The sequence below is a fragment of the Flavobacterium sp. genome, from assembly GCF_046296355.1.
In the GTDB taxonomy this organism is placed as follows: Bacteria; Bacteroidota; Bacteroidia; order Flavobacteriales; family Flavobacteriaceae; genus Flavobacterium.
Map to the genome: position 1 here is coordinate 47,199 of NZ_JBKBLM010000001.1, position 23,828 is coordinate 71,026.

A 23,828-nucleotide genomic window follows, 5' to 3' on the forward strand; every position below is an offset into this window, starting at 1 on the left:
GCAAGAGATTTCAAAATCTAAAATTTACTAATATTTAAAATAAAAAAATATGTATCCAGAAGAAATGGTATTGCCAATGCGAGCTGAACTTTCAGAAGCTGGCTTTCAAGAATTATATACAGCAGCCGACGTAAAAAATGCTATCAAAGCAGAAGGAACAACACTTGTAGTTGTCAATTCAGTTTGTGGTTGTGCGGCCAGAAATGCTCGTCCGGGTGCAAAAATGAGTTTAGATGGTGCTAAAAAACCGGACCATTTAATCACTGTTTTTGCAGGAGTTGACAAAGAAGCCGTTGACGCAGCAAGAGCAGAAATGTTTCCTTTTCCGCCATCATCGCCAAGTATGGCTTTGTTCAAAAACGGCGAATTGGTGCACATGTTAGAACGTCATCATATTGAAGGTCGTCCGGCTGAACTAATCGCGGAAAACCTAAAAGATGCTTACGCAGAATTCTGCTAAAAAATATTTTTTAAAAACATCACGCAACCTTTTCTATTGAATTGCGTCTACTGAACAAGATGCCATGCTAAATGGGAGAAATGCTATGAAAAAGAAACCCAACCGGTGTAAAAACTGTTTGGGTTTTTTTATTGCCAAAAAAATGTAAATTTGCACCGAATTCTTCCATTTAGAATTCACAACATATTTCTCACTTAAACGTTTATAGCATGCAACTGTATAACACCTTAAGCGCAGAAGAAAGAGCCGAGCTGATTGACCAAGCCGGTAAACAAAGACTGACTTTGTCTTTCTATGCGTATGCCAAAATTGAAGATCCCAAAAAATTTCGCGACGATTTATTTATCGAATGGAACAAACTCGATGCCTTAGGCCGAACGTATGTGGCCAAAGAAGGAATCAATGCCCAAATGTCGGTTCCGGCCGAAAATATTGAAGCTTTTCGCGAAACTTTAGAAGCCTATGATTTCATGAAAAACATCCGCTTAAATGTGGCTGTGGAACACGATGACCATTCGTTTTTGAAATTGACCGTAAAAGTTCGGGAAAAAATTGTAGCCGATGGTTTAAATGACGAAACTTTTGACGTAACCGACATTGGCGTACACTTAAAAGCCAACGAATTCAATCAAATTTTAGAAGATCCAAACACGATTGTGGTCGATTTTAGGAATCATTACGAAAGTGAAATCGGGCATTTCAAAGGCGCGATAACTCCGGATGTAGAAACTTTTAGAGAAAGTTTACCTATCATCAACGAACAATTAAAAGATTTTAAAGAAGATAAAAACCTCGTGATGTATTGCACCGGTGGTATTCGTTGCGAAAAAGCCTCCGCTTATTTCAAACACCAAGGTTTTAAAAATGTGTTCCAATTGGAAGGCGGCATTATCAATTATGCCAAACAAATCAAAGAGGAAAATCTGGAAAGCAAATTCATCGGAAAGAACTTTGTATTCGACCATCGTTTAGGCGAAAGAATCACCGACGATATTGTTTCGCAATGTCACCAATGTGGAAAACCGTGCGACAATCATACGAATTGTTCCAACGACGGTTGTCATTTGTTGTTTATCCAATGTGACGATTGTAAAGCCGCAATGGAAAATTGTTGTTCCAATGAATGTTTGGAAATTACCCATTTGCCTTTGGCCGAACAAGTAAAATTGAGACGAGGAAAGCAAGTCGGCAACAAAATCTTTCGCAAAGGAAAATCTGAAAACCTCAAGTTCAAACACTCGGGTGAACTCTCCGATATTGCATTGGCTACAGCCAAAAAACCAACTGACATTCGCCAAAAAATAAAGGTGAAAAAAGTATTAGTTGGCAAAGCCGAACATTACTACGTAAAAGCAAAAGTTGGCCTTTTTATCATCGAAAACCAGGAACTCAATATTGGCGATAAAATCATAATTTCCGGACCAACAACAGGAAATGAAGACTTAATTTTAGATAAAATGTTAGTGAACGGACAAGAAAGTACAATGGCCAAACCAGGAGACAAAGTCACTTTTGAAGTTCCTTTTCGAGTGCGTTTATCGGATAAGCTATTTAAAATTATTGCATAAAAAAAGCCGTTTTAATTAACGGCTTTTTATCTAATTTTTAGTTTTTAGTTAAAACTATTATAACCGTTTCATCATCACCATCATCATCAAAATCAGAAGTGGTTTTAATCTTTAAATTAGCTGAAGAAAGCTCCGTTATTTGAACAGTATCGGATACGCCATCAGAAGTAATGGTAAGACTGTTACCCGATCTTGTGTAAGTAAATGATGCAATATCTTCTACACAATCCCATACATCAACATTCGCACCGGTTCCGTTATCGTTAAATTGAATATAATCTTTACCGCATTCTTCATGATCATCATAAGGAATAGTTTGCCCTTGTACTTTGTATTCTTTAAAATACCATTTCCCAATTAAATCCCCAGAAGTAGTTGGTCCATCATCAGATGAACATGAAATCGCAAAACTTGACAAAATTGCCAAAGAGAATAAGCTTAATTTTTTCATTGTATTAAATTTTATTTTATTAAAAAAGCGAAAATAGAAAAATTATCTTATAGAAAAACAAATTCAAATATTGTTAGAAAGAATTTTAAAAACTTTAAAAAATACTATCTTTACACTTTTAACGTTTATGATTAGTAGCCTCGTTATCGAAACGAAGCGACCAACATACATATATCCAAATTATGGCTTGTCAAAGTTGTTCTACATCCGATGGTGGTGCACCAAAAGGATGCAAAAATAATGGGACTTGCGGCACCGATAGCTGCAACAAACTAACCGTTTTCGATTGGCTCTCTAACATGAGTTTGCCCAATGGAGAAGCGCCTTTCGATTGTATTGAAGTGCGTTTCAAAAACGGAAGAAAAGAATTTTACCGAAATACCGAAAAACTAACTTTAAGCATCGGTGACGTTGTGGCTACTGAAGCTTCACCGGGTCACGATGTCGGAATTGTTACGCTTACAGGCGAATTGGTTAAAATTCAAATGAAGAAAAAAGGCGTAAATCACACCAGTCCTGAAATTGCCAAAGTTTACCGAAAAGCGTCTCAAAAAGACATCGATATCTGGAGCGATTCCCGTGACAAGGAAGAACCGATGAAGGTAAAAGCCCGTGAATTGGCGATTGCACACAAATTGGAAATGAAAATTTCTGATATCGAATTCCAAGGCGATGGTTCGAAAGTAACTTTTTATTACACAGCCAATGATCGCGTGGATTTCCGTTTGTTAATCAAAGATTATGCGCGTGAATTCAGTACCAGAATTGAGATGAAGCAAGTTGGTTTCCGTCAGGAAGCTTCTCGACTTGGCGGCATTGGTTCTTGCGGAAGAGAATTGTGTTGCTCGACTTGGTTAACCGATTTCAGAAGCGTGAATACTTCGGCAGCGCGTTACCAACAATTGTCTTTAAACCCGCAAAAATTAGCCGGTCAATGTGGTAAATTGAAATGTTGTCTGAACTATGAACTAGACACCTACATGGATGCGCTTAAAGATTTTCCGGATTTTGAAACCAAATTAAAAACCGAAAAAGGCGACGCCGTTTGTCAAAAACAAGATATTTTCAAAGGCTTAATGTGGTTTGCTTATTTTGACAATTTTGCCAATTGGCATGTGTTGAAAATTGACCAGGTTAGAGAAATTGTGACCCAAAACAAACAAGGCAAAAAAGTAAGTTCATTGGAAGATTTTGCCATTGAAATTGTCGCTGAACCTGAAAAAGATTTCAACAACGCCATGGGACAAGAGAGTTTGACTCGTTTTGACCAACCTCGAAATAAGAAAAGAAATAACAATAAAAATAAAAAGCGTAAACCTTTTGGCGCCGATAAAAAACCTTCATCCGAGAATAATAATGAGCCTAAGATTAAGAAATAGTTTTATTCTGCTATTGGTCGCGGTGCTTTTATTTTCTTGCGACGAAAAAAGAGTTTTTGACGAATATAAATCCGTTGGTAAAGAATGGCACAAAGACAGTGTAGTCACTTTTGAATTGCCACAATTAGACGCCAAAAAAATGTACAATTTGTACGTTAACGTCAGAGATAACGATGATTATCCGTTTAATAATTTGTTCTTGATTGTTTCTTTGGAACACCCAAACAGACAAATAAAAGTGGATACTTTAGAATACCAAATGACCAATCCTGATGGCACGCTTCTTGGAGAAGGATTTACCGATATTAAAGAAAATAAGCTGTTTTATAAAGACAAACAACTTTTTACACAAAAAGGAATTTATAAAATTCACATCAAACACGCAGTAAGACAAACCGGCAAAATTGAAGGCGTTCCTTCACTGGCAGGAATATCCGATGTTGGTTTTAGAATCGAATCTACAGAATAAAAATATGGCACAAAAAAATAATACCGCAACAGTTAAAGACATTAAATACTACCAAAATAAGTTTTGGAAGTTGTTGGTTTACGGACTTGGTGTAATGATTTTGTTTTTCTTTTTGGCTTCTTGGGGGTTTTTCGGGAGCATGCCTTCCTTTGAAGATTTAGAAAATCCGGAATCTAATTTGGCCACCGAAATCATCTCTTCTGATGGTGTGACCATTGGTAAGTTTTACAACGAAAACAGAACCCCAATTAAATATGAAGATTTACCGCCACATTTGGTGAAAGCCTTAGTCGCTACGGAAGATGAGCGTTTCTACGAACACTCCGGAATTGACGGCAGAAGAACTTTAGGCGCAGCCATAAAACTAGGTTCCGATGGTGGAGCGAGTACGATAACGCAACAGTTAGCCAAATTGCTTTTCCATGGTGAAGGTTCGAGTTTCAAGCCTTTTCGTGTGATTCAAAAAGTAAAAGAATGGATTATCGCCGTTAAATTAGAACGCCAATACACTAAAAACGAAATCATTGCCATGTACTTAAACAAGGCCGATTTTGTAAATACCGCCGTTGGAATTCGTTCGGCTTCTAAAGTATATTTCGGCAAAGAACCACGCGATTTATCTATTGATGAAGCCGCGATGTTTGTCGGAATGCTTAAAAATCCTTCCCTTTACAATCCGCTTCGTCGTCTGGAAAAAGTAAAAAACAGAAGAAATACTGTTTTAGACCAAATGGTAAGAAACAAAGTTTTGGCTAAAGAATCCCGTGACACTTTAGCGGTAAAACCTATCGTTCTAAACTTCCATCCCGAAAGTCACAAAGAAGGAACAGCAACCTATTTCCGTGAATTCCTTCGTGAATACATGAAAAATTGGGCCAAAGAAAACAAAAGATCTGATGGCAGTGATTGGGACATTTATAGCGACGGACTAAAAATTTATACCACCATTGATTCCAAAATTCAGGAACATGCGGAAGAAGCCGTATCGGCACACATGAAAAACCTACAGCAGGAATTCTTTGCCCAACAAAAGGATAATAAAAACGCACCTTTCATAAATATCACCCCTGAAGAAACCAAAAAAATCATTAACCAAGCTATGAAAAACTCCGAGCGTTGGCGCGTAATGAAAGACATGGACAAAACCGAAGACGAAATTATCGCTTCGTTTGACATCAAAACCAAAATGAAAATCTTTTCCTGGAAAGGCGAAATCGATACGTTAATGACCCCGATGGATTCCATTCGGTATTACAAACACTTCCTGCAAGCGGGATTAATGTCGATGGAACCACAAACCGGACATATCAAAGCTTGGGTTGGCGGAATTGATTATAAATATTTCCAATACGACCACGTTGGTCAAGGTGCTAGACAAGTCGGCTCGACTTTCAAACCATTCGTTTATGCCACAGCGATTGAGCAACTCGGTATGTCGCCTTGTGATTCTATCATCGACAGTCCGTTTATGATTCACAAAGGAAGACACAACGTAACCGAAGATTGGGAGCCTAAAAATTCCGACCATCAATATAGAGGCATGGTGACTTTAAAACGCGCTTTGGCTTTGTCAATCAATACCGTTTCGGCCAAATTAATTGACAAAACCGGACCCGAAGCCGTAGCTGCATTGACCAAAAAATTAGGCGTTGAATCTGAAATTCCTGCACAACCATCGATTGCGTTAGGAGCAGTAGAAATTACAGTAGAAGATATGGTCGCGGCTTACAGTACGTTTGCCAACCAAGGCGTTTACATCAAACCACAATTCATCAGCAGAATCGAAGATAAAAACGGTGTCATCCTTTATGAACCCGTTCCCGACACACATGACGTATTGAATAAAGACATCGCTTATGCCGTAATCAAATTGCTCGAAGGCGTAACCGAAAGCGGCTCGGGTGTGCGTTTGCGTACCCAAGGCGGCGGAAGCGGTGACAACCGTTGGACCGGTTATCCATACATGTTTACCAACCCAATTGCGGGTAAAACCGGAACTTCACAAAACCAATCTGATGGTTGGTTTATTGGTATGGTTCCCAATTTGGTGACCGGTGTTTGGGTAGGTTGCGAAGACCGTTCAGCTCGTTTCAAAGGCATTACCTATGGTCAAGGCGCAACAGCCGCTTTACCAATATGGGGCTATATGATGAAGAAATGTTACGAAGACAAAGACCTGCAAATCTCCAAAGATCCTTTCCAAAGACCCGATAATCTTTCTATAAAAGTCGATTGTTGGTCGCCACCAAAAGTCGAAGTCGACTCCTTAGCGGTTCCGGAAGAAGAAGAATTTCAAGATCCGGAAGAATTTGGGTTATAATTTTCAGAAGCCCTGCCTGCCGGCAGGCAGGTATTTCCCTATTCTCTTTTAAATTCCTAAATTTACGCCACAAACAAAACAACACTAATCAATCATGATTAACAAAAAAGTAAATTCTGTACAAGAAGCACTGCAAGGCATCGAAGACGGTATGACCATCATGCTTGGTGGCTTCGGACTTTGCGGCATACCCGAAAACAGCATCGACGAATTGGTCCAAAAAGGAACCACAGATTTAACCTGTATTTCCAACAATGCCGGTGTTGATGATTTCGGTTTGGGCTTGTTGCTCCAAAAAAGACAAATCAAAAAAATGATCTCTTCCTATGTGGGAGAAAATGCCGAATTCGAACGCCAAATGCTTTCAGGCGAATTGGATGTTGAACTAACACCACAAGGCACTTTAGCCGAAAAATGTCGCGCTGCACAAGCCGGAATTCCGGCATTCTTCACTCCTGCCGGTTACGGAACTGAAGTCGCTGAAGGCAAAGAAGTCCGCGAATTCAATGGCAAAATGCACATCATGGAACTAGCCTACAAAGCCGATTTTTCCATAGTAAAAGCTTGGAAAGGCGACGAAGCCGGAAACCTAATTTTCAAAGGAACCGCTCGTAACTTTAATGCACCCATGGCCGGTGCCGCTAAAATTACCATTGCTGAAGTAGAAGAATTAGTTCCGGTGGGTTCACTCGACCCAAATCAAATTCACATTCCCGGAATCATGGTGCAACGCATCTTCAAAGGCGAAAAATTTGAGAAACGTATCGAACAACGTACAACCCGAAAAAGAAGTTAGTCATGCTAGGAAAAGAAGAAATCGCAAAAAGAATAGCCCAAGAAGTTAAGGATAAGTATTTCGTTAACTTGGGCATCGGAATTCCAACCTTGGTGGCGAATTATGTACGAACAGATATTTCAGTTGAATTTCAATCTGAAAACGGCGTTTTAGGAATGGGACCATTCCCTTTTGAAGGCGAAGAAGATGCAGATGTCATCAACGCCGGAAAACAAACCATCACGACTTTACCGGGAGCCAGTTTTTTTGACTCGGCTTTCAGTTTTGGAATGATAAGAAGTCAGAAAGTAGATTTAACCATTTTGGGCGCTATGGAAGTTTCTGAAAATGGTGATATAGCCAACTGGAAAATTCCGGGTAAAATGGTCAAAGGAATGGGCGGCGCAATGGATTTAGTAGCTTCTGCCGAAAATATTATTGTGGCGATGATGCACGTCAATAAAGCCGGCGAAAGTAAGATTTTAAAGAAATGCAGCTTGCCGCTAACGGGCGTAGGTTGTGTGAAAAAAGTCGTAACCGAATTAGCCGTAATGGAAATCACGCCAAAAGGTTTCAAACTCTTAGAACGCGCACCGGGCGTAACCGTGGAACATATTATCGCCTCAACAGAAGCCGATTTAATTATCGAAGGTGAAATTCCGGAAATGGTGATTTAATCAAACTCATTATAAAAACAAAAACCACAAAACTCGATTGAATTTTGTGGTTTTTTTATGAGTAATCTTTTCTTTATTTTTTGGTGGCCAAATACTCTAACAGTATTGGTGACGCATTGCCAAAGGTTGGTGGTTGTTCGGTAATACTGACCGTTTTTTTCTTGTTGAGTTTATAAACCAAATCAAATTCGGTAGTAAATAAAATAACTGACGAAAACGGATTATTTATAAAGGGCAACAATCTGTCGAAAGCATCATCAATCGAATAAAACTCGACAATTTCTTCTTGTTGGAATTTGAACTTGAGTTCCAATTGTAAATCCTCCGCTTCAATTATCGGACGGATATAAATGTTCATCAATTGCGTATTACCTATGGTTTTGGCAAAAGTCAATTTGGCAAACGTTCCGCCGGCTAAACTTTCTTTTGCTTTACTGTAAAACTCGCTGAAGGTTTCTGTAAATAGCATCATTATAAATTGGCGAAGAAATCATTCCCCTTATCATCAGTAATAATAAACGCCGGGAAATCTTTCACGGTAATTTTGCGAACGGCTTCCATACCCAATTCTTCAAAATCGACTACTTCTACTTTTAATATATTTTCTTTGGCCAAAATCGCTGCAGGACCGCCAACAGAACCCAAATAGAATCCGCCATATTTGTTACAAGCAGTCATCACATCTTTGCTTCGGTTTCCTTTGGCTAACATAATCATACTGCCGCCATGACTTTGAAATTCGTCTACATAAACGTCCATTCTTCCTGCGGTTGTTGGACCAAAACTTCCCGATGGCATCCCTTCAGGCGTTTTTGCAGGTCCGGCGTAATAAACCGGATGGTTTTTGAAATACTCCGGCATTGGTTTACCGGCATCGAGTAATTCTTTGATTTTGGCGTGGGCAATATCACGGGCTACGATTACCGTTCCGTTTAATTTTAAGCGGGTTTTGATTGGGTATTTAGTCAACTCGGCTAAAATTTCGCTCATCGGTCGGTTCAAATCGATTTCCACCGGTGCTTCTAAATGCGGTGGCGTTGCAGGTAAAAACTGCTTCGGATTGGTTTCCAATTGTTCCAAATAAATACCATCTTTGGTAATTTTCGCTTTGATATTTCTATCGGCCGAACAAGAAACACCTAATCCTACAGGACAAGAAGCGGCGTGTCTCGGCAAACGAATGACGCGTACATCATGAGCAAAATACTTTCCGCCAAACTGAGCGCCGATGGCACTTTCCTGGCAAATTTGCAGTACCTTTTTTTCCCATTCTAAATCGCGGAACGCTTGTCCCGACATGTTTCCGGAAGTAGGCAAATTGTCGTAATAACCGGCTGAGGCTTTTTTCACTGCGGCTAAATTGGCTTCCGCAGAAGTTCCTCCAATCACTAAAGCCAAGTGATACGGCGGACAAGCAGATGTTCCTAAATCTTTTATTTTATCGCGAACGAATTCGTCTAAAGACTTTTCGTTTAAGAGTGATTTTGTTTTTTGATACAAGAACGTTTTATTCGCGCTTCCACCACCTTTGGCCAAGAATAAAAACTCATAACTCGAGCCTTTTTTGGCATAAATATCAATCTGAGCCGGAAGATTGGAACCCGAATTTTTCTCTTCAAACATCGAAATCGGGACAATTTGAGAATAGCGCAAATTCTTTATTTGGTACGAATTGAAAATTCCTTTCGACAACCATTCAGCATCATCTACTCCGGTATAAACATTCTCTCCTTTTTTCGCCATTACAATTGCCGTTCCGGTATCTTGGCAAGAAGGTAATTCGCCTTCGACAGCCACAGCTGCATTTTGCAATAAATTATAAGCTACGAATCGGTCGTTGTCTGTGGCTTCCGGATCGTTTAAGATGTTTTGCAATTTTTGTAAATGAGCCTTGCGCAACATAAACGAAACATCAATCATCGCTTCTTGGGCCAAAAGCTCCAAGCCTTTCGGGTCAACGGTGAGGATTTCTCTATCGCCTAATTGTTCCGTTTTTACGTAATCGGAAGTGATCTTTTTGTATTGCGTATCGTCTTTAAGAATGGGATACGGATCTTGGTATATAAAGTCCATTTTGGTGTGTTATTTTAAGTGGCAAAGTTAAGCAAAGTGCTCGATTGCTGAAATGAAATAGTTGCTAAATTAATGTATACCAAATCATTTCCTAAAAAAACCAACTCGCCACAAAAATCGCTGTAATCACACAGATTAAATCTACTAAAAGCATAGTGGCGAGTGTGTATCGAGTGTTTTTCACATTAATACTTCCAAAATAAACTGCTATCACATAAAAAGTAGTTTCGGCGCTGCATTGGAAAATACAACTCAGTCTGCCCGTGAAAGAATCAGGGCCAAAGTTACGCATGGAATCAATCATAAATCCGCGTGAACCGCCTGAACTAAATGGTCTGAGCATAGCGACAGGTAAAGAATCGGTAACTTGTTTGCTTACACCGATATTCGAAAACGCAAATGAAATCCAGTTACTGATGATTTCAAACAAACCGCTGTTTCTGAAAAAAGAAATGGCCACCAACATTCCCATTACATAAGGGAAAATCTTAACGCCGGTTTGTAAACCATTATTAGCTCCGGTTACAAATGAATCAAAAATAGTGGTGTCTTTGGCTACGAACTTTTTCTCATTGACAAAAGAAAAGATTAGGGTAAAGGCGATAATGGCGACTAACATCAATCCGGACAAATTAGATGTAAACGCGTTTTTGCCTATCAAATCCAAACCGTTGACATAAAACAACAATCCTACGATAGCGCCAATAACTGTCATCAACGCCACCAATAATGACGCGCTTTTGAAATTGATTTTTTGGCGAATGCCTACAATTAAAAAGGCTGCAATGGTCCCGATAAATGAAGTGATAATACATGGTAACATCACATCGGCCGGATTGGCGGCATTCTCAGCGGCACGATATCCTATGATGGATGTTGGGATTAAAGTTAGTCCGGCGGCGTGCAAACACATGAACATGATTTGAGCATCACTGGCTTTGTCTTTTTCGGGGTTGATTTCCTGTAGACTTTGCATGGCTTTTAATCCGAATGGTGTTGCGGCAGAATCTAATCCTAAAAAGTTGGCTGCAAAATTTAAAGTCATATACGATATAGACTCGTGATTTTTAGGAATGGTCGGGAAAACTTTAGCAAACATCGGGCTTAGTCTTCTGGCTAATTTTTCGGCTGCGCCTGAGATGATTAAAAGTTCCATTAATCCGCAAAAGAAGGCCAAATAGGCTATCAACGGGATAATCAAATCGAGTAAACTGTTTTTACATGTTGGTAATAAACCATCCGATTTTTGAACCCCGCTATATATTTTTACGGTTTTGCTTTTATAAACATAAGTAGTGTCAGCATTAAGTGTATCGCGATTGACTATCATGGTTTGTTCGGGTGCCTTTTCAATGCTGTCCATGACAAACTTTGGCACTTGATTTAGATATTTTTCCGAAATTAAGATGGGATCGTCCTTTTTTCCGTTCAAAATAAAATCCACCGAATAGCTGTTTGACGTAACTAAACTAAACACTACAAAGACAATAGATGAAATAAAAATAGCGAGCCAAAATCTACTTAAAACCATAATCTGTTTTTTGGTAAATATACTATTTCTCCATTTTGGACAGAAATAAATTTTTGTTGAGGGTTTGAAATAAATTTTTTATAAAAAACCCCGCCGTTCTGTAATACTTTTTGACTTCTGTTGAACATTTATTAAAAAATAATGATTATTTAACAATAAAACAACCATTTTAAGCTAAGATTTATATATTTGCACACTTTTAAACAACACACTATTTATTCTTTAAAAAAATTATGAAAAAGAACTATTTACTACTAGTTTTAATAATTTTTGTCTCATGTTCCGTTTTTGGTCAGTCACAGGAAGAGATTAAAAAAATTACGGCTGATTATGACATGGTAAAGCTCAAAGAAAGAGAAGCTTATTACAGAAAAAAAGCCATTGCCGAAAAACAAAAAGCTGTAGCCAAAGCTGTAGCCAAAGGATGGCCTGTTTATGTTGAAAAAGAAGACGGCTCTATCTTAGAGATAATGAAACTAACTCCCGATGGTTTTCCTATATATTATTCAACTCAAAACATCAATGCCGCTCGTTCAACCCGCGCCAGTTTTTTAAATAGTACCGGTTCTATGGGATTAAATCTTAACGGCCAAGGAATGACCGCAAGAGTTTGGGACGGAGGAAATGTCAGAGCCAGTCACGCCGCGTTTGGAGGAAGAGTAACTGTTGCTGACAACAGCAGTACCGGTTCCATTCTTCATGCAACCCATGTCGCCGGGACAATGGTTGCCAGTGCGAATCCAGCAGCTGTTAAAGGAATGGCGCCTGAAGCATTCGCTCGAACTTTTGATTGGAATGAAGACTTAGGCGAAGCCATATCTGAGGCACAAATGGGAATGTTGATTTCTAACCACTCTTATGGAACACCAATAACAAGTGGTACCAGTACATTGCCTTCTTGGTATATTGGGGCTTACACTTATGGCGCTTATGAATGGGATGAAGCTGCGTACATTGCCCCTTATTATTTGGCAGTAATGTCTGCCGGTAACGAAGGTGGTAATAATGATAATGATGACCCTATTGCTTTGGGATATGACAAACTTGTTGGGGATAAAACTGCAAAAAACAATTTGGTTGTAGCCAACAGTTCGGATGTTTCTGTTGGAACAGATGGTGCAGTAACCGGTACCATTTCTATTAATGGTTCCAGCAGTCAAGGTCCTACAGATGACTTGCGTGTAAAACCGGACATTACAGGAAACGGAACCAATTTAACCTCAACCAGTAATTCAAGTAATGTTGGTACAGCAACACTATCAGGAACTTCAATGGCTTCTCCTAATGTAGCCGGAACATTAATCCTATTACAACAACATTATCGAAACCTGACTACCAATTTTATGCGTGCTGCAACCTTAAAAGGTTTGGCTTGTCATACAGCGGATGATGCAGGATTGGTTGGCCCTGATGCCGTATTTGGTTGGGGATTATTAAATGCTAAAAAAGCGGCTGAAACTTTAACCAATAATGGTTTAACGTCCTGGGTATCTGAAGAGAATATCAACAACAATCAAAGTTTTACCATGACCGTTAATTCTAATGGCTCTTCACCTTTGTTGGCCTCTATTACTTGGACTGATTTGCCGGGAACTGTTAATTCAGGTGCCAATGGTCCGAATGATACAACTCCGGTTTTGGTTAATGATTTAGATATTCGAATTACACGAAACGATAATACTTATTATCCATGGAAATTAACTTCCAATCCGACTACTCCGGCTATCCGAACCGGTGACAACAATGTGGACAATATAGAACTTATCAAGATAGATGCGCCAACTGCCGGAGAATACACTATTACTGTCACCCATAAAGGAGCTTTGGTTACGGGCAGTCAAAAATTCTCTTTAGTGGTTACAGGTATTAATTCTGCATTTTCATTAAACCCAAGTTCTGCAGATGTTACTGTGTGTTCAACACAAAATGCTACTTATACGTTTAATTATGCCCAATCAGGAGCCGGAACAACCACTTTTTCCGCTTTAGGATTACCAACGGGTGCTAATGCCACTTTCTCTCCAAACTCATTAAGTGCTAGTGGTGTAGTTACTATGACCATTACTGGATTGTCTAATGTTGTAGCCGGAGAGTACTTTATTGGAATTTTTGGCTCAAACGATATAGAGACCGAAACACGATATAAAACACTTCGCATTTATAATGGTACTTTTGAACCTATTGCCATACAATCGCCAACAAATGGACAAAGCGGTTTATCTACCACTGTAACTTTTAATTGGGCTGCTCAGGCTAATGCCTTGACTTATCAAATTCAAGTTTCCCGATTTAGCGACTTTTCCAGTTTGATAACCGATGACTATGTGAGCATCAATTCTTATACTATTTCCGGATTAAGTGAAGCAACACGTTATTATTGGAGAGTAATTCCTATGAATAATTGTGGCACTGTGGCTATTACTTCTGCTGCTGTTAACGATTTTGCAACCGGAAACTTAATTTGTGATGCCAATTTTGCGGCGTCAAATTACAGTAATGCTGTTATTGCGAGTGTAGCCAACTCAGAAGCCTCTGTTCCAATCACCATAACCGGTGGCTATTCTATAGGAGATATTAATATCAATGTGACGATTTCACATACTTGGGTACAAGATATGACGATTGTTTTAGAAGGTCCGGCCACAATTGGGAGCCCTGTTATTATTTTGCAAGAAGAGGCTTGTACCGGTGAAGATAATATCAATTGTACCTACGATGACGCCGGAAACTTTCCAAGTTGCGTAGGCAATCCTGCTATAAGTGGGAATATAGCTCCGATAAATAATTTGAGCGTATTAAATAACTTATCGGCGGATGGCGTTTGGACGTTACGAGTAATTGATCCTTACAATGAAGACGGTGGTGCCATCAACAACTTTAGTATTGACATTTGTAGAGTGGTACCGGCATTATTAACTGTTGCAGAAAATCCGTTACAAAACAGCAGTGTTTACCCAAATCCAACCAAAGGAATTGTTAACATTACCATTCCTTCTTTAAATGAAAAAGCAACCATTACCTTATATGATTTACAAGGAAGAGCCATTATGTCCAAAGAAACTAATCAAGTGCTTACTTCTTTTGGTATAGAAAATCTTCAAGATGGTGTTTATTTAGTAAATATTGCCAATAATCAAGGTTCAATCACAAAGAAAATAGTTTTAAGAAGAAACTAATCCGATAAAGAAAACTAATATAAAAGAGGTCGTAATTGACCTCTTTTTTTATACGTGTAAAATTTCCTCTTCTATCAATAAATCCTCTCTGCGGAGTCGGAGAAAGATTTGCGCTACTGCTATGACGTCTTTTTCGCAATAGGTTACGATTCTATCAATGTCTTTTTCCACATAAAAAACATGAGCCACTTGACTGCCATCGATATCACCTTTTGGAGAAGGAATTCCGAGAATTTTGGTCAGTAATTTTAAAGAAGTAAAATGTTTGTAGTCGCCAAATTTCCACAGTTCCAAAGTGTCTAAATGGGGAATTTCCCATGGTTTTTTGCCAAATAAATTCAGTTTACTTGGAATGGGAACTTGATTGATAATCATTCTTCGGGCTATGAAAGGAAAGTCGAATTCTTTAGCATTATGACCACATAAAAGATGTTGGGCTCCATTAAAATGAGTATCTAATAAATTAGAGAAATCCTTTAGAATCTTTTTCTCATCGCCATAAAAAGAAGTCACTCTAAAATTTCGAATGTCACTTTTATTCGCAAAATACCCTACCGAAATACAGACAATTTTACCAAACTCAGCCCAAATACCGGCACGTTCGTAAAAGTCTTCCGGAGTGTATTCGTCTTTTCTTTGGTATTGTGTTTTTTGTTCCCAAAGCGTTTTCATTTCGGCATCCAAAGCGTTGAAGTTGTCTTCTTCGGGAACGGTTTCTATGTCTAGAAAGAGGATGTTATTGAGTGGGATTTTTTCAATCATAGGAATAAAATTAAGAATTAACCGACTTAAAATTAGTGATTTATTTTAAATATGAAAGAAAAATAGTTAAAAAAGTGATTGTTGGCCACTCGGACTTTCATGGTCCAATAACCATTTTTTGCGCCAAAGCCCGCCGGCATAACCGGTTAACGAACCATCGGTTCCAATTACGCGATGACATGGAACGACTATCCATAATGGATTTTTACCATTAGCCGAAGCTACGGCACGAATGGCTTTGACATCGCCTAGCTTTTTGGATAAATCTAAATAAGATAGGGTTTTGCCAAACGGAATGTTTAATAATTCTTGCCAAACTCTTTGTTGGAATTCTGTTCCCGATGGATTCATTTTGAAATCGAAATCATTTCGATTGCCTTGAAAATAATCATGGAGTTGGCTAATAGCTTCTTTTAAAACAGCTGGAACTTCAATAGTAATTTCACCTTCTTCTAAAATGGAGATTACAGAAATGCCGTTGTCATCGCCGGCTATTTTGGCGACGCCGAGTGGTGTTTTAATGAATGCGGTTTCCATGTGATAAAGTTAGTGATTTAACCGCAAAGGTCGCAAAGAAGGTGCGAAGGTTGCAAAGGTTTATTTTGAGAAAGTATAGATGTAATCTTCTAGAGCTTTAAGTTCTTCATCACTCATTTGTTTGGTGATGGCGAAGTTGGCTTTCATCACCTCATACTGACTTGGGTCAACGATGGGTTCGCTTTCTTCTTTCAGAAAACTAACGATGCTTCCCTTTTTTTCTTTGTAGATTTTGGCAATTTCGGTGATACTTGGTCCGATTACTTTTTGGCCGGGTAAATGGCATGCGGTGCACGTTCCTTTGCCTTCAAATAATTCCTTACCGGAAATGGCTACTGCAGTTTCATCTTGTTTTGGTTGACCATAATTGTCTTCCACCTCTTTTTTACAAGACGCGAAGGTTATAATGAATGCGAGTAATATAATTTTCTTCATAGTGTACAAAAAATCAATACAAATCCTAATTAGCCCCGATGGGAGAAACTACCATGTAGTTCGGACAGCGGGAATAGGGACAACCGATAAAGCCCGAACCTTTCGCTCCTATTTTTGATTTAATAAAATTGCAGCTTCTTTGGCAAAATAAGTCGAAATCAAACTGGCCCCGGCACGCTTAATACACATCAATTGCTCCATCATGATTTTGTCGTGGTCGAGCCAACCTCTTTCGGAAGCGGCTTTGATCATGGCATATTCTCCGGAAACATGGAAAACCGTTACGGGAACATTCACGGCATTTTTGACTTCGCGAACAATATCCAAATAGGCAATTCCCGGTTTGACCATGACCATATCGGCGCCTTCTTCAACATCCATTAAGGCTTCTTTGATGGCTTCGATGCGGTTGGCGTAATCCATTTGATAGGTTTTTTTGTCTTTGGGAACCACAACATCGGCTTCTCTTGGTGCGCTGTCTAAAGCATCACGAAACGGACCGTAAAAGGCCGAAGCGTATTTGGCCGAATAACTCATGATGCCTACATTTTGAAAACCGGCAGCGTCTAAACCTTGGCGCAAACGCAAAACTCGTCCGTCCATCATATCGCTTGGTGCTACGAAGTCGGCCCCGGCTTGCGCATGAGAAACGGCCATTTTTACCAGAGCTTCGTTAGTCGCATCGTTGGCAATATCTCCGTTTTCGATGATGCCGTCGTGACCGTAAATAGAATACGGATCTAAGGCTACATCGGGCATGACAATCATTTCCGGACAAGCGGTTTTGATGGCTTTTATCGCTTGTTGCATCAATCCGTTGGGATTCCATGCTTCTTTGCCGGTATTGTCTTTTAAGCTTTCGTCCACTTTTACGTAGATGTTTACGGCGCGAATGCCTAAAGCGAAAAGTTCTTTTACTTCTTCTACGGTTAAATCAATAGAGCGGCGGAAAATGCCGGGCATTGAGGAAATTTCAGATTTATAATTTTCGCCTTCTGCTATGAACATCGGAAACATAAAGTCGGATGGACTTAAAGTTGTTTCGCGAACCAAAGAACGAATGCTTTCGTTGACGCGTAATCTTCTGCCTCTTTGTAGTGGAAACATAATTTTTATTTTTAAGTTAAATCCAATCGATTGAATTTTCTAATATTTTAATTAATTTTTCTTCTTCGCTTCCGGCTTCCGGATGATGGTCATACACCCATTGCACGTGTGGTGGCAAACTCATCAATATCGATTCAATTCTGCCGTTGGTTTTTAGACCAAATAACGTGCCTTTGTCGTGTACCAAATTGAATTCGACGTAACGACCACGGCGGATTTCTTGCCAAGTTTTTTGTTCGGGGGAATACGGTAATGTTTTTCTTTTCTCGACAATTGGAACATAGGCTTCGCAGAAACTGTTGCCGACTTCGGTTACGAAATTGTACCAATCTTCCATTGCCATTTCTTCAGTTGCTTTGCAATAATCGAAGAACAATCCGCCAATTCCGCGGGCTTCATTTCTATGGGCATTCCAAAAATAAGCGTCACATTGTTTTTTGTATTTCGGATAAAAATCGGAATTATGTTTGTCGCAAGCGGTTTTGCAGGTTTGGTGAAAATGTTTCGCATCTTCTTCAAACAAATAATAAGGCGTTAAATCTTGTCCGCCGCCAAACCACGAATTAATCACGTTGCCGTTATCGTCATACATTTCGAAGTAACGCCAATTGGCATGAACCGTTGGCACCATTGGGCTTTTCGGATGAATTACTAAACTCAATCCGCACGCAAAAAAATCGGCTTCGCCTACGTTGAACATTTTTTGCATCGCTTCGGGTAATTTTCCGTGAACGGCTGAAATGTTTACACCGCCTTTTTCAAAAACTTTTCCGTTTTCCATCACGCGTGTTCTTCCGCCGCCGCCTTCAGGTCTTTGCCAAATATCTTCACGGAATTTAGCAACGCCATCGACTGCTTCTATAGCTGAAGTGATTTGGTCTTGTAATTGTAATATATATTGATAGAATTTATCTTTCATTGTGAAATAGTTTTCAGTCGCAGTTTTCAGTCGCAGTGACTAAAAACTGATAACTGTGACTGCCTACTGATTGTATTCTTTCACCGCCTCTACAAAAGCCTTGGCGTGATCAACCGGAATGTTAGGTAAAATTCCGTGACCGAGGTTTACGATATAGCTGTCTTTTCCGAATTCGTCTATCATTTCGTGTACCATTTTTTTGATGGTTGGAATGGGCGATAACAAACGACTCGGGTCAAAATTTCCTTGCAAAGTGATTCTTCCGCCTGATAAATAACGAGCGTTTCTGGCTGAGCAAGTCCAGTCAACACCAAGTGCTGACGCTTTTGATTTCGCCATGTCATTTAGCGCAAACCAACACCCTTTTCCGAACACGATGACTTTAGTGTCTTCGGCTAAGGCTTCAACGATTTGGTTGATGTAAGGCCAAGAGAATTCTTGATAATCAACAGGTGATAACATTCCGCCCCAAGAATCGAAAATCTGAATGGCGTTACAACCTGCTTTTACTTTTTCTTTTAAATATAAAATGGTGGTGTCAGTGATTTTTTGCAATAATGTGTGTGCTGCAATTGGGTTGGAGAAACAAAATCCTTTAGCGGTGTCAAAACTTTTTGAACCTTTTCCTTCTACAGCGTAACAGAAAATCGTCCATGGTGAACCGGCAAAACCGATTAATGGCACCTCATCGTTTAGCATTTCTTTGGTTAATTTGATGGCGTCAAAAACGTAACCTAAAGTTTCATGAACATCCGGAACGAAGACTTGATTGACTTGTTCCATCGTTCTGATTGGGTTTGGAATTATGGGTCCCAAATTGTCTTTCAACTCCACGGGAATGCCCATTGCTCTTGGCACTACCAAAATATCCGAAAACAAAATTGCTGCATCCGGTTTTACAATTCTGATAGGTTGTACCGTGATTTCAGCTGCTAATTCCGGGGTTTCGCAACGGGTGAAGAAATCGTATTTGTCGCGTAAAGCTCTGAATTCAGGTAAATATCTTCCCGCTTGACGCATCATCCAAACCGGTGGACGTTCTACTGTTTCATTGTTTAAGGCGCGAAGGAATAAATCGTTTTTAATCATAATTCATTTTTGTTTTGGCTGAGGCCAAATTATATTTTATTAAAAAATTCTATACTTTTTATAAGTGTACTTTCAATATTGGGCTGATTGGCTATTACAACTTTATTGGTAATTCCTATCAAGGCTTTGGCAGTTGTGCCGCCGATGCAAAAACAGACTTCGTCCCGAATGACATTGGCTTTCAAAAAACTTTGTACCCCTGACGGACTGAAAAACAAAATACCGTTCAAATTGTCGGCGGCCTTGTGAGGCGTTAAAACGGTTTCGTAGACTTCAATTTCCTCAAAAATTACTCCGGCTAAAGTCAGTGAATCCGGTAAAATATCTTGTCTCAAATTCCCGCAAAAGAACGTAAAACTGCTTTTGAAATATTGGTTACAAATAATTGAAGCCAATTCTGATGCATAATCTGAACTTACGATTACTTCAAAGCTGTTTTGTTCTAATAATGCTCTGGTTTTTTCGCCTACGCAGAAGCATTTTCGTGTTTTTATTTCGGCTATTCTTTCATTTTCTAAAACACTTTCTACCGCATTTTGACTGGTAAAAATCAGAAAATCGTTGATTGTTTTAATTTTAAAATGTCTATTCACGACATTGATAAAATCAGCTTCTTCTATATTAAAATTCGCACTCAACAGTAATTGCTTTTGGTTTTCTAATAGCTTTTTGGTTGATAATAGGCGAATTTGATTTTCCATCTTTTATACTTTGGGTTTAAGCTGTTTTTTGATTTCAGTCATCAATTCACTTCCTCCTTTTTCCAGTATTTCTTGTGCCGAATGATAACCTAATTTTTTCCATTCTGAAATATCCACCGCTTTCTTGATTTCGAATTTTTCTTTTCCATCAAGCGAAAGCAGACATCCCTGAAATTCTATCGTATCATCGTGCTGATTATATTTGGCCAAAGCCCCGATTGGCGCGGTACAACCGCCTTCCAATGTTCTTAAAAACTGTCTTTCTATATAGGTGCAAATTTCGGTTTCGATATCATTTAATTGCGAAATAGCATCAATCGTATAATTATCATTGCCCATCGCTACAACCACCATTGCTCCTTGTGCCGGTGCCGGAATCATCCAATCTAAATCGATAAAAGTTTCGGGTTTTAAATTGATTCGTTCCAAACCTGCCGCGGCAAAAACGGCTCCGCTCCAGTCATTGTCTTGCAACTTTTGCATGCGGGTGTTTACGTTTCCACGCAAATCGGTTACCGTGTGATTAGGATATTTATTCAGCCATTGCGCTTGACGACGTAGGCTTCCGGTGGCGATAATTCCGTTTCTGGTTAAGAAATCGAGATTGCCTTTGTGTACCAAAATGTCTAAAACATTCGCTCTTTCCAAAACGGCTGCTTGCACAATACCAATTGGTAATGCCGTTGGCACATCTTTCATCGAATGAACAGCAATATCAACTTCACCATTGATCATGGCAATGTCTAACGTTTTGGTAAAAATTCCGGTGATTCCGAGTTCGTATAAAGGTTTGTCGAGAATAATATCACCTTGTGATTTCACGGCAACAATTTCAGTTTTATAGCCTAAATCGTTGAGTTTCATTTGAACGGTATGGGCTTGCCAAAGTGCTAGTTCGCTGTCGCGCGTTCCTATTCTTATTGTTTTTTCGGCCACTTCGATTTGCTTTAAAAAAATGATTTCTCTTGGTCTAATTGAAATACTTTTTCAATCCATTCAATGCCTTCATCCATAGAATCTCCGTCTTTGAGGTGATTTACAAAATGATTGGTGATTTTTTGAATGATGCGGTTACTGATTAATTCGGCTTGTTCTTCATCGAAATTAGACAACTTTTTGCGTTGTACATTCAATTCTCCTTCTTTGATAGAATTCAGTTTTTCTTTCAACGCTTGAATGGTTGGTGCAAACTTTCTGTTTTTGGCCCAAGCCATAAACTCATCTTTGATTTCTTCAATAATCGCTTCGGCTGCCGGAATGTGGAGTTTTCGGTTTTCTAAAGTTTCATCCGTAATTTGAGAAAGATGGTCTAAGTGAATCAAAGTCACGCCTTCCACTTCTTTTACATTTTCATTGACGTTTTTCGGAATCGATAAATCCAAAATCAACAATGGTTTTTTGAGATTTAAAATAGCTTTATCAATAGTTGGGTTTTGAGCACCGGTGGCTACAATCACTACATCTGCTTTTTGCAATTCCAGCTGTAAATCGGCGTAATCTTTAACGACTAAATCTAATTTTTGAGCTAGTCTTTCGGCTTTATCTTTGGTACGATTGATTAGTGTAATTTGCTCGTGTTTGGTATGTTTTACTAAGTTTTCACAAGTATTTCTGCCAATTTTTCCGGTTCCGAAAAGCAAAATGTTTTTATTGGCGATATCTTCTACATTTTTGATAATGTATTGTACAGACGCAAAAGAAACCGAAGTCGCTCCGGTAGAAATATCGGTATCGGTTTTGATCTTTTTGCTGGCTTGGATAACTGAATTGACTAATCTTTCCATAAAAGAATTAACCAAACCGTTTGATTTGCTTTCAACAAAAGCAATTTTAATTTGGCTAATAATTTCGAAATCACCAAGAATTTGGCTGTCTAAACCAGTTCCAACACGGAACATGTGATTGATAGCTTCCTGATTTTTATAAATATAAGCCACTTCCTGAAATTCAGGAACTGAACCTTGGCTGTTTTCACAAAGTAATTTGATTAACTCATATGGATGGTTGGCGAAACCATATATTTCAGTTCGGTTACAGGTTGATGTAACGATTAAGGCTTCAATTCCTTCTGCTTCAGCTTGCATCAACAAAGTTGATTTAGCTTTGGCATCTAAACTGAACTTTCCTCTGATTTCAGCATCTGCTTTTTTGTAACTTAATCCAACGGCGTAAAAAGAGGTGTGTTTCGACATATTAAAATTTTCCATAAACTACTTTCCTTAAAAAGTTCAACAAAAATATTACTATACAATTTATAAAAGTAACGCTATAGGGACTTTTTGTGTCGCTGTGAGATATTTTGATTATCAAATATCTTTTTAGCGTTATTTATCATAAATTTGCAATGAAATCAAGTCTTCGTAACTTCTTTATGTAGATTCATTCTAAATAAGAATTTCACTTGCTTTCGAAATCATATACGAAAAAATATCGCTATGGGTTCTCAAGAAATAATAACTATTGAAAATGATTTTACTTTAATTCGTTTTCAAAACGACGGAAATGACAATTTTCATGTGAAAAGGCACATCAGTCAAGGGCTGATCCAATTTCACTTTGGCATTAAAGGCAAAGCCAAATTTGTCTTCAATCAGGGAAATTATGCTTTAGATTTGAAAGAAGAGAAGTCATTATTGTTCTACAATCCGCAAAAAGAATTGCCTTTGGACTTGGAATTAGCTCCAAATTCTTGGGTGATTTCGGTTATTATTTCCATCCAAAAGTTCCATTCTTTGTTCAGTAATCAATCCGACCATATTCCGTTCTTGAGTCCGGAGAACAACGATAAAAAATATTATAAAGAAGAAAATATCAGTCCGTCAATGGCGATTGTTCTGAGTCAGATGTTTCATTATTCGCTGAATCCATCTATCAAAAACCTTTACTATAAAGGAAAAGGCTATGAATTATTGAGTTTGTATTTCAATCGAAATGAAGATCCGAATGCCGAACAATGTCCGTTCCTAATCGACGAAGACAATGTGATGAAAATCAAAAAAGCCAAAGAAATCATGATTGCCAACATGGCAGAACCGCCGGGATTGGAAGAACTTTCGGAACAAGTTGGTTTGAGTTTGAAAAAACTAAAAATGGGTTTCAAACAAATTTACGGCGACACCGTTTATGGATTTTTGTTCGACTATAAAATGGATTATGCGAGACAATTATTGGATTCCGGTTCGTATAATGTGAATGAAGTTGGGCTAAAAATCGGCTACAGCACCGGAAGTCATTTTATTGCCGCCTTCAAAAAGAAATTTGCCACCACACCCAAAAAATATTTAATGAGTTTGAACGCCAATACCTAATCCAATTGATTTCGTATATCAAACCATTAGTAAAAAATTTATTTAACCTAAAGCCAAAAAAGAAGTTTCATTACTTTTAACAAAATTAAAA

General features: G+C 38.7%; 22 protein-coding genes. 9 read left to right on the forward strand and 13 right to left on the reverse strand.

Features of this window, described 5'->3' with window-relative positions; all coding sequences use genetic code 11:
* Positions 1-49 precede the first annotated feature (49 nt).
* Together ACK4HO_RS00230 and ACK4HO_RS00235 are read left to right on the forward strand one after the other, a co-directional pair.
* Positions 50-460 (forward strand): BrxA/BrxB family bacilliredoxin, encoded by a 411-nt coding sequence (locus ACK4HO_RS00230; protein ID WP_187659242.1) that lies wholly within the window; start codon positions 50-52, stop codon positions 458-460.
* A gap of 209 nt (positions 461-669) precedes the next feature.
* On the forward strand, positions 670-2,028 hold the full coding sequence (locus tag ACK4HO_RS00235; RefSeq protein WP_409660873.1) for a rhodanese-related sulfurtransferase: 1,359 nt from the start codon (positions 670-672) through the stop codon (positions 2,026-2,028).
* A gap of 37 nt (positions 2,029-2,065) precedes the next feature.
* On the opposite strand, the gene ACK4HO_RS00240 is transcribed toward ACK4HO_RS00235, so the two are convergent.
* Complete coding sequence (locus ACK4HO_RS00240; protein WP_409660876.1) at positions 2,066-2,479, reverse strand: lipocalin family protein; 414 nt, start codon at positions 2,477-2,479, stop codon at positions 2,066-2,068.
* A gap of 182 nt (positions 2,480-2,661) precedes the next feature.
* Here ACK4HO_RS00240 and ACK4HO_RS00245 point away from each other — a divergent pair, with 182 nt between their 5' ends.
* The 5 genes from ACK4HO_RS00245 to ACK4HO_RS00265 all read left to right on the forward strand — a co-directional run bounded on the left by ACK4HO_RS00245 (position 2,662) and on the right by ACK4HO_RS00265 (position 8,099).
* Positions 2,662-3,858: a stage 0 sporulation family protein gene (locus tag ACK4HO_RS00245; protein WP_409660878.1), complete on the forward strand. Its 1,197-nt coding sequence runs from the start codon at positions 2,662-2,664 to the stop codon at positions 3,856-3,858.
* Positions 3,836-4,327, forward strand: a complete 492-nt coding sequence (locus ACK4HO_RS00250) for a gliding motility lipoprotein GldH (RefSeq protein ID WP_409660881.1) — start codon at positions 3,836-3,838, stop codon at positions 4,325-4,327. Before ACK4HO_RS00245 ends, ACK4HO_RS00250 begins: the two co-directional genes overlap by 23 nt.
* A gap of 4 nt (positions 4,328-4,331) precedes the next feature.
* Positions 4,332-6,647, forward strand: a complete 2,316-nt coding sequence (locus ACK4HO_RS00255; protein WP_409660884.1) for a penicillin-binding protein 1A — start codon at positions 4,332-4,334, stop codon at positions 6,645-6,647.
* Positions 6,648-6,741: 94 nt separating this feature from the next.
* Complete coding sequence (locus tag ACK4HO_RS00260; RefSeq protein ID WP_409660886.1) at positions 6,742-7,443, forward strand: CoA transferase subunit A; 702 nt, start codon at positions 6,742-6,744, stop codon at positions 7,441-7,443.
* Positions 7,444-7,445: 2 nt separating this feature from the next.
* The gene (locus ACK4HO_RS00265; protein WP_409660889.1) at positions 7,446-8,099 is read left to right on the forward strand and encodes a 3-oxoacid CoA-transferase subunit B; all 654 of its coding nucleotides are present in this window, start codon (positions 7,446-7,448) and stop codon (positions 8,097-8,099) included.
* 73 nt (positions 8,100-8,172) lie between these two features.
* Here the strand turns inward: ACK4HO_RS00265 and ACK4HO_RS00270 are convergent, their stop codons facing one another.
* The 3 genes from ACK4HO_RS00270 to ACK4HO_RS00280 all read right to left on the reverse strand — a co-directional run bounded on the left by ACK4HO_RS00270 (position 8,173) and on the right by ACK4HO_RS00280 (position 11,703).
* Positions 8,173-8,571 carry a hypothetical protein gene (locus ACK4HO_RS00270; RefSeq protein ID WP_409660891.1) on the reverse strand — a complete coding sequence of 133 codons (399 nt, stop codon included), beginning with the start codon at positions 8,569-8,571 and terminating at the stop codon, positions 8,173-8,175.
* The gene (locus ACK4HO_RS00275) at positions 8,571-10,172 is read right to left on the reverse strand and encodes a fumarate hydratase (RefSeq protein WP_409660894.1); all 1,602 of its coding nucleotides are present in this window, start codon (positions 10,170-10,172) and stop codon (positions 8,571-8,573) included. The genes ACK4HO_RS00270 and ACK4HO_RS00275 overlap by 1 nt, the downstream gene beginning before the upstream one ends.
* A gap of 91 nt (positions 10,173-10,263) precedes the next feature.
* Positions 10,264-11,703, reverse strand: coding sequence for a nucleoside recognition domain-containing protein (locus tag ACK4HO_RS00280; RefSeq protein WP_409660897.1), 1,440 nt, complete (start codon positions 11,701-11,703; stop codon positions 10,264-10,266).
* A gap of 233 nt (positions 11,704-11,936) precedes the next feature.
* Here ACK4HO_RS00280 and ACK4HO_RS00285 point away from each other — a divergent pair, with 233 nt between their 5' ends.
* Positions 11,937-14,879, forward strand: a complete 2,943-nt coding sequence (locus ACK4HO_RS00285; protein ID WP_409660900.1) for a S8 family serine peptidase — start codon at positions 11,937-11,939, stop codon at positions 14,877-14,879.
* Between the two features lie 48 nt (positions 14,880-14,927).
* On the opposite strand, the gene ACK4HO_RS00290 is transcribed toward ACK4HO_RS00285, so the two are convergent.
* The 9 genes from ACK4HO_RS00290 to hemA all read right to left on the reverse strand — a co-directional run bounded on the left by ACK4HO_RS00290 (position 14,928) and on the right by hemA (position 22,636).
* Positions 14,928-15,641, reverse strand: a complete 714-nt coding sequence (locus ACK4HO_RS00290) for a 3'-5' exonuclease (RefSeq protein WP_409660903.1) — start codon at positions 15,639-15,641, stop codon at positions 14,928-14,930.
* A 66-nt stretch (positions 15,642-15,707) separates the two neighbouring features.
* On the reverse strand, positions 15,708-16,178 hold the full coding sequence (locus ACK4HO_RS00295; protein WP_409660906.1) for a methylated-DNA--[protein]-cysteine S-methyltransferase: 471 nt from the start codon (positions 16,176-16,178) through the stop codon (positions 15,708-15,710).
* Positions 16,179-16,238: 60 nt separating this feature from the next.
* Positions 16,239-16,613 (reverse strand): c-type cytochrome, encoded by a 375-nt coding sequence (locus ACK4HO_RS00300; protein WP_409660908.1) that lies wholly within the window; start codon positions 16,611-16,613, stop codon positions 16,239-16,241.
* 108 nt (positions 16,614-16,721) lie between these two features.
* Entirely contained in the window at positions 16,722-17,720 is a 999-nt protein-coding gene (gene hemB, locus ACK4HO_RS00305) for a porphobilinogen synthase (RefSeq protein WP_409660911.1), read from the reverse strand.
* A 16-nt stretch (positions 17,721-17,736) separates the two neighbouring features.
* On the reverse strand, positions 17,737-18,639 hold the full coding sequence (hemF, locus tag ACK4HO_RS00310) for an oxygen-dependent coproporphyrinogen oxidase (protein ID WP_409660914.1): 903 nt from the start codon (positions 18,637-18,639) through the stop codon (positions 17,737-17,739).
* A gap of 63 nt (positions 18,640-18,702) precedes the next feature.
* Positions 18,703-19,728, reverse strand: a complete 1,026-nt coding sequence (hemE, locus tag ACK4HO_RS00315; protein ID WP_409660917.1) for a uroporphyrinogen decarboxylase — start codon at positions 19,726-19,728, stop codon at positions 18,703-18,705.
* A 29-nt stretch (positions 19,729-19,757) separates the two neighbouring features.
* Positions 19,758-20,429 carry a uroporphyrinogen-III synthase gene (locus ACK4HO_RS00320; protein ID WP_409660920.1) on the reverse strand — a complete coding sequence of 224 codons (672 nt, stop codon included), beginning with the start codon at positions 20,427-20,429 and terminating at the stop codon, positions 19,758-19,760.
* A 3-nt stretch (positions 20,430-20,432) separates the two neighbouring features.
* On the reverse strand, positions 20,433-21,365 hold the full coding sequence (gene hemC, locus ACK4HO_RS00325; RefSeq protein ID WP_409660923.1) for a hydroxymethylbilane synthase: 933 nt from the start codon (positions 21,363-21,365) through the stop codon (positions 20,433-20,435).
* A gap of 11 nt (positions 21,366-21,376) precedes the next feature.
* Complete coding sequence (gene hemA, locus ACK4HO_RS00330; RefSeq protein ID WP_409660926.1) at positions 21,377-22,636, reverse strand: glutamyl-tRNA reductase; 1,260 nt, start codon at positions 22,634-22,636, stop codon at positions 21,377-21,379.
* A 228-nt stretch (positions 22,637-22,864) separates the two neighbouring features.
* On the opposite strand from hemA, the gene ACK4HO_RS00335 reads away from it, so the two are divergent.
* Positions 22,865-23,737 carry a helix-turn-helix domain-containing protein gene (locus ACK4HO_RS00335; protein WP_409660929.1) on the forward strand — a complete coding sequence of 291 codons (873 nt, stop codon included), beginning with the start codon at positions 22,865-22,867 and terminating at the stop codon, positions 23,735-23,737.
* The last annotated feature ends 91 nt before the right edge of the window (positions 23,738-23,828 follow it).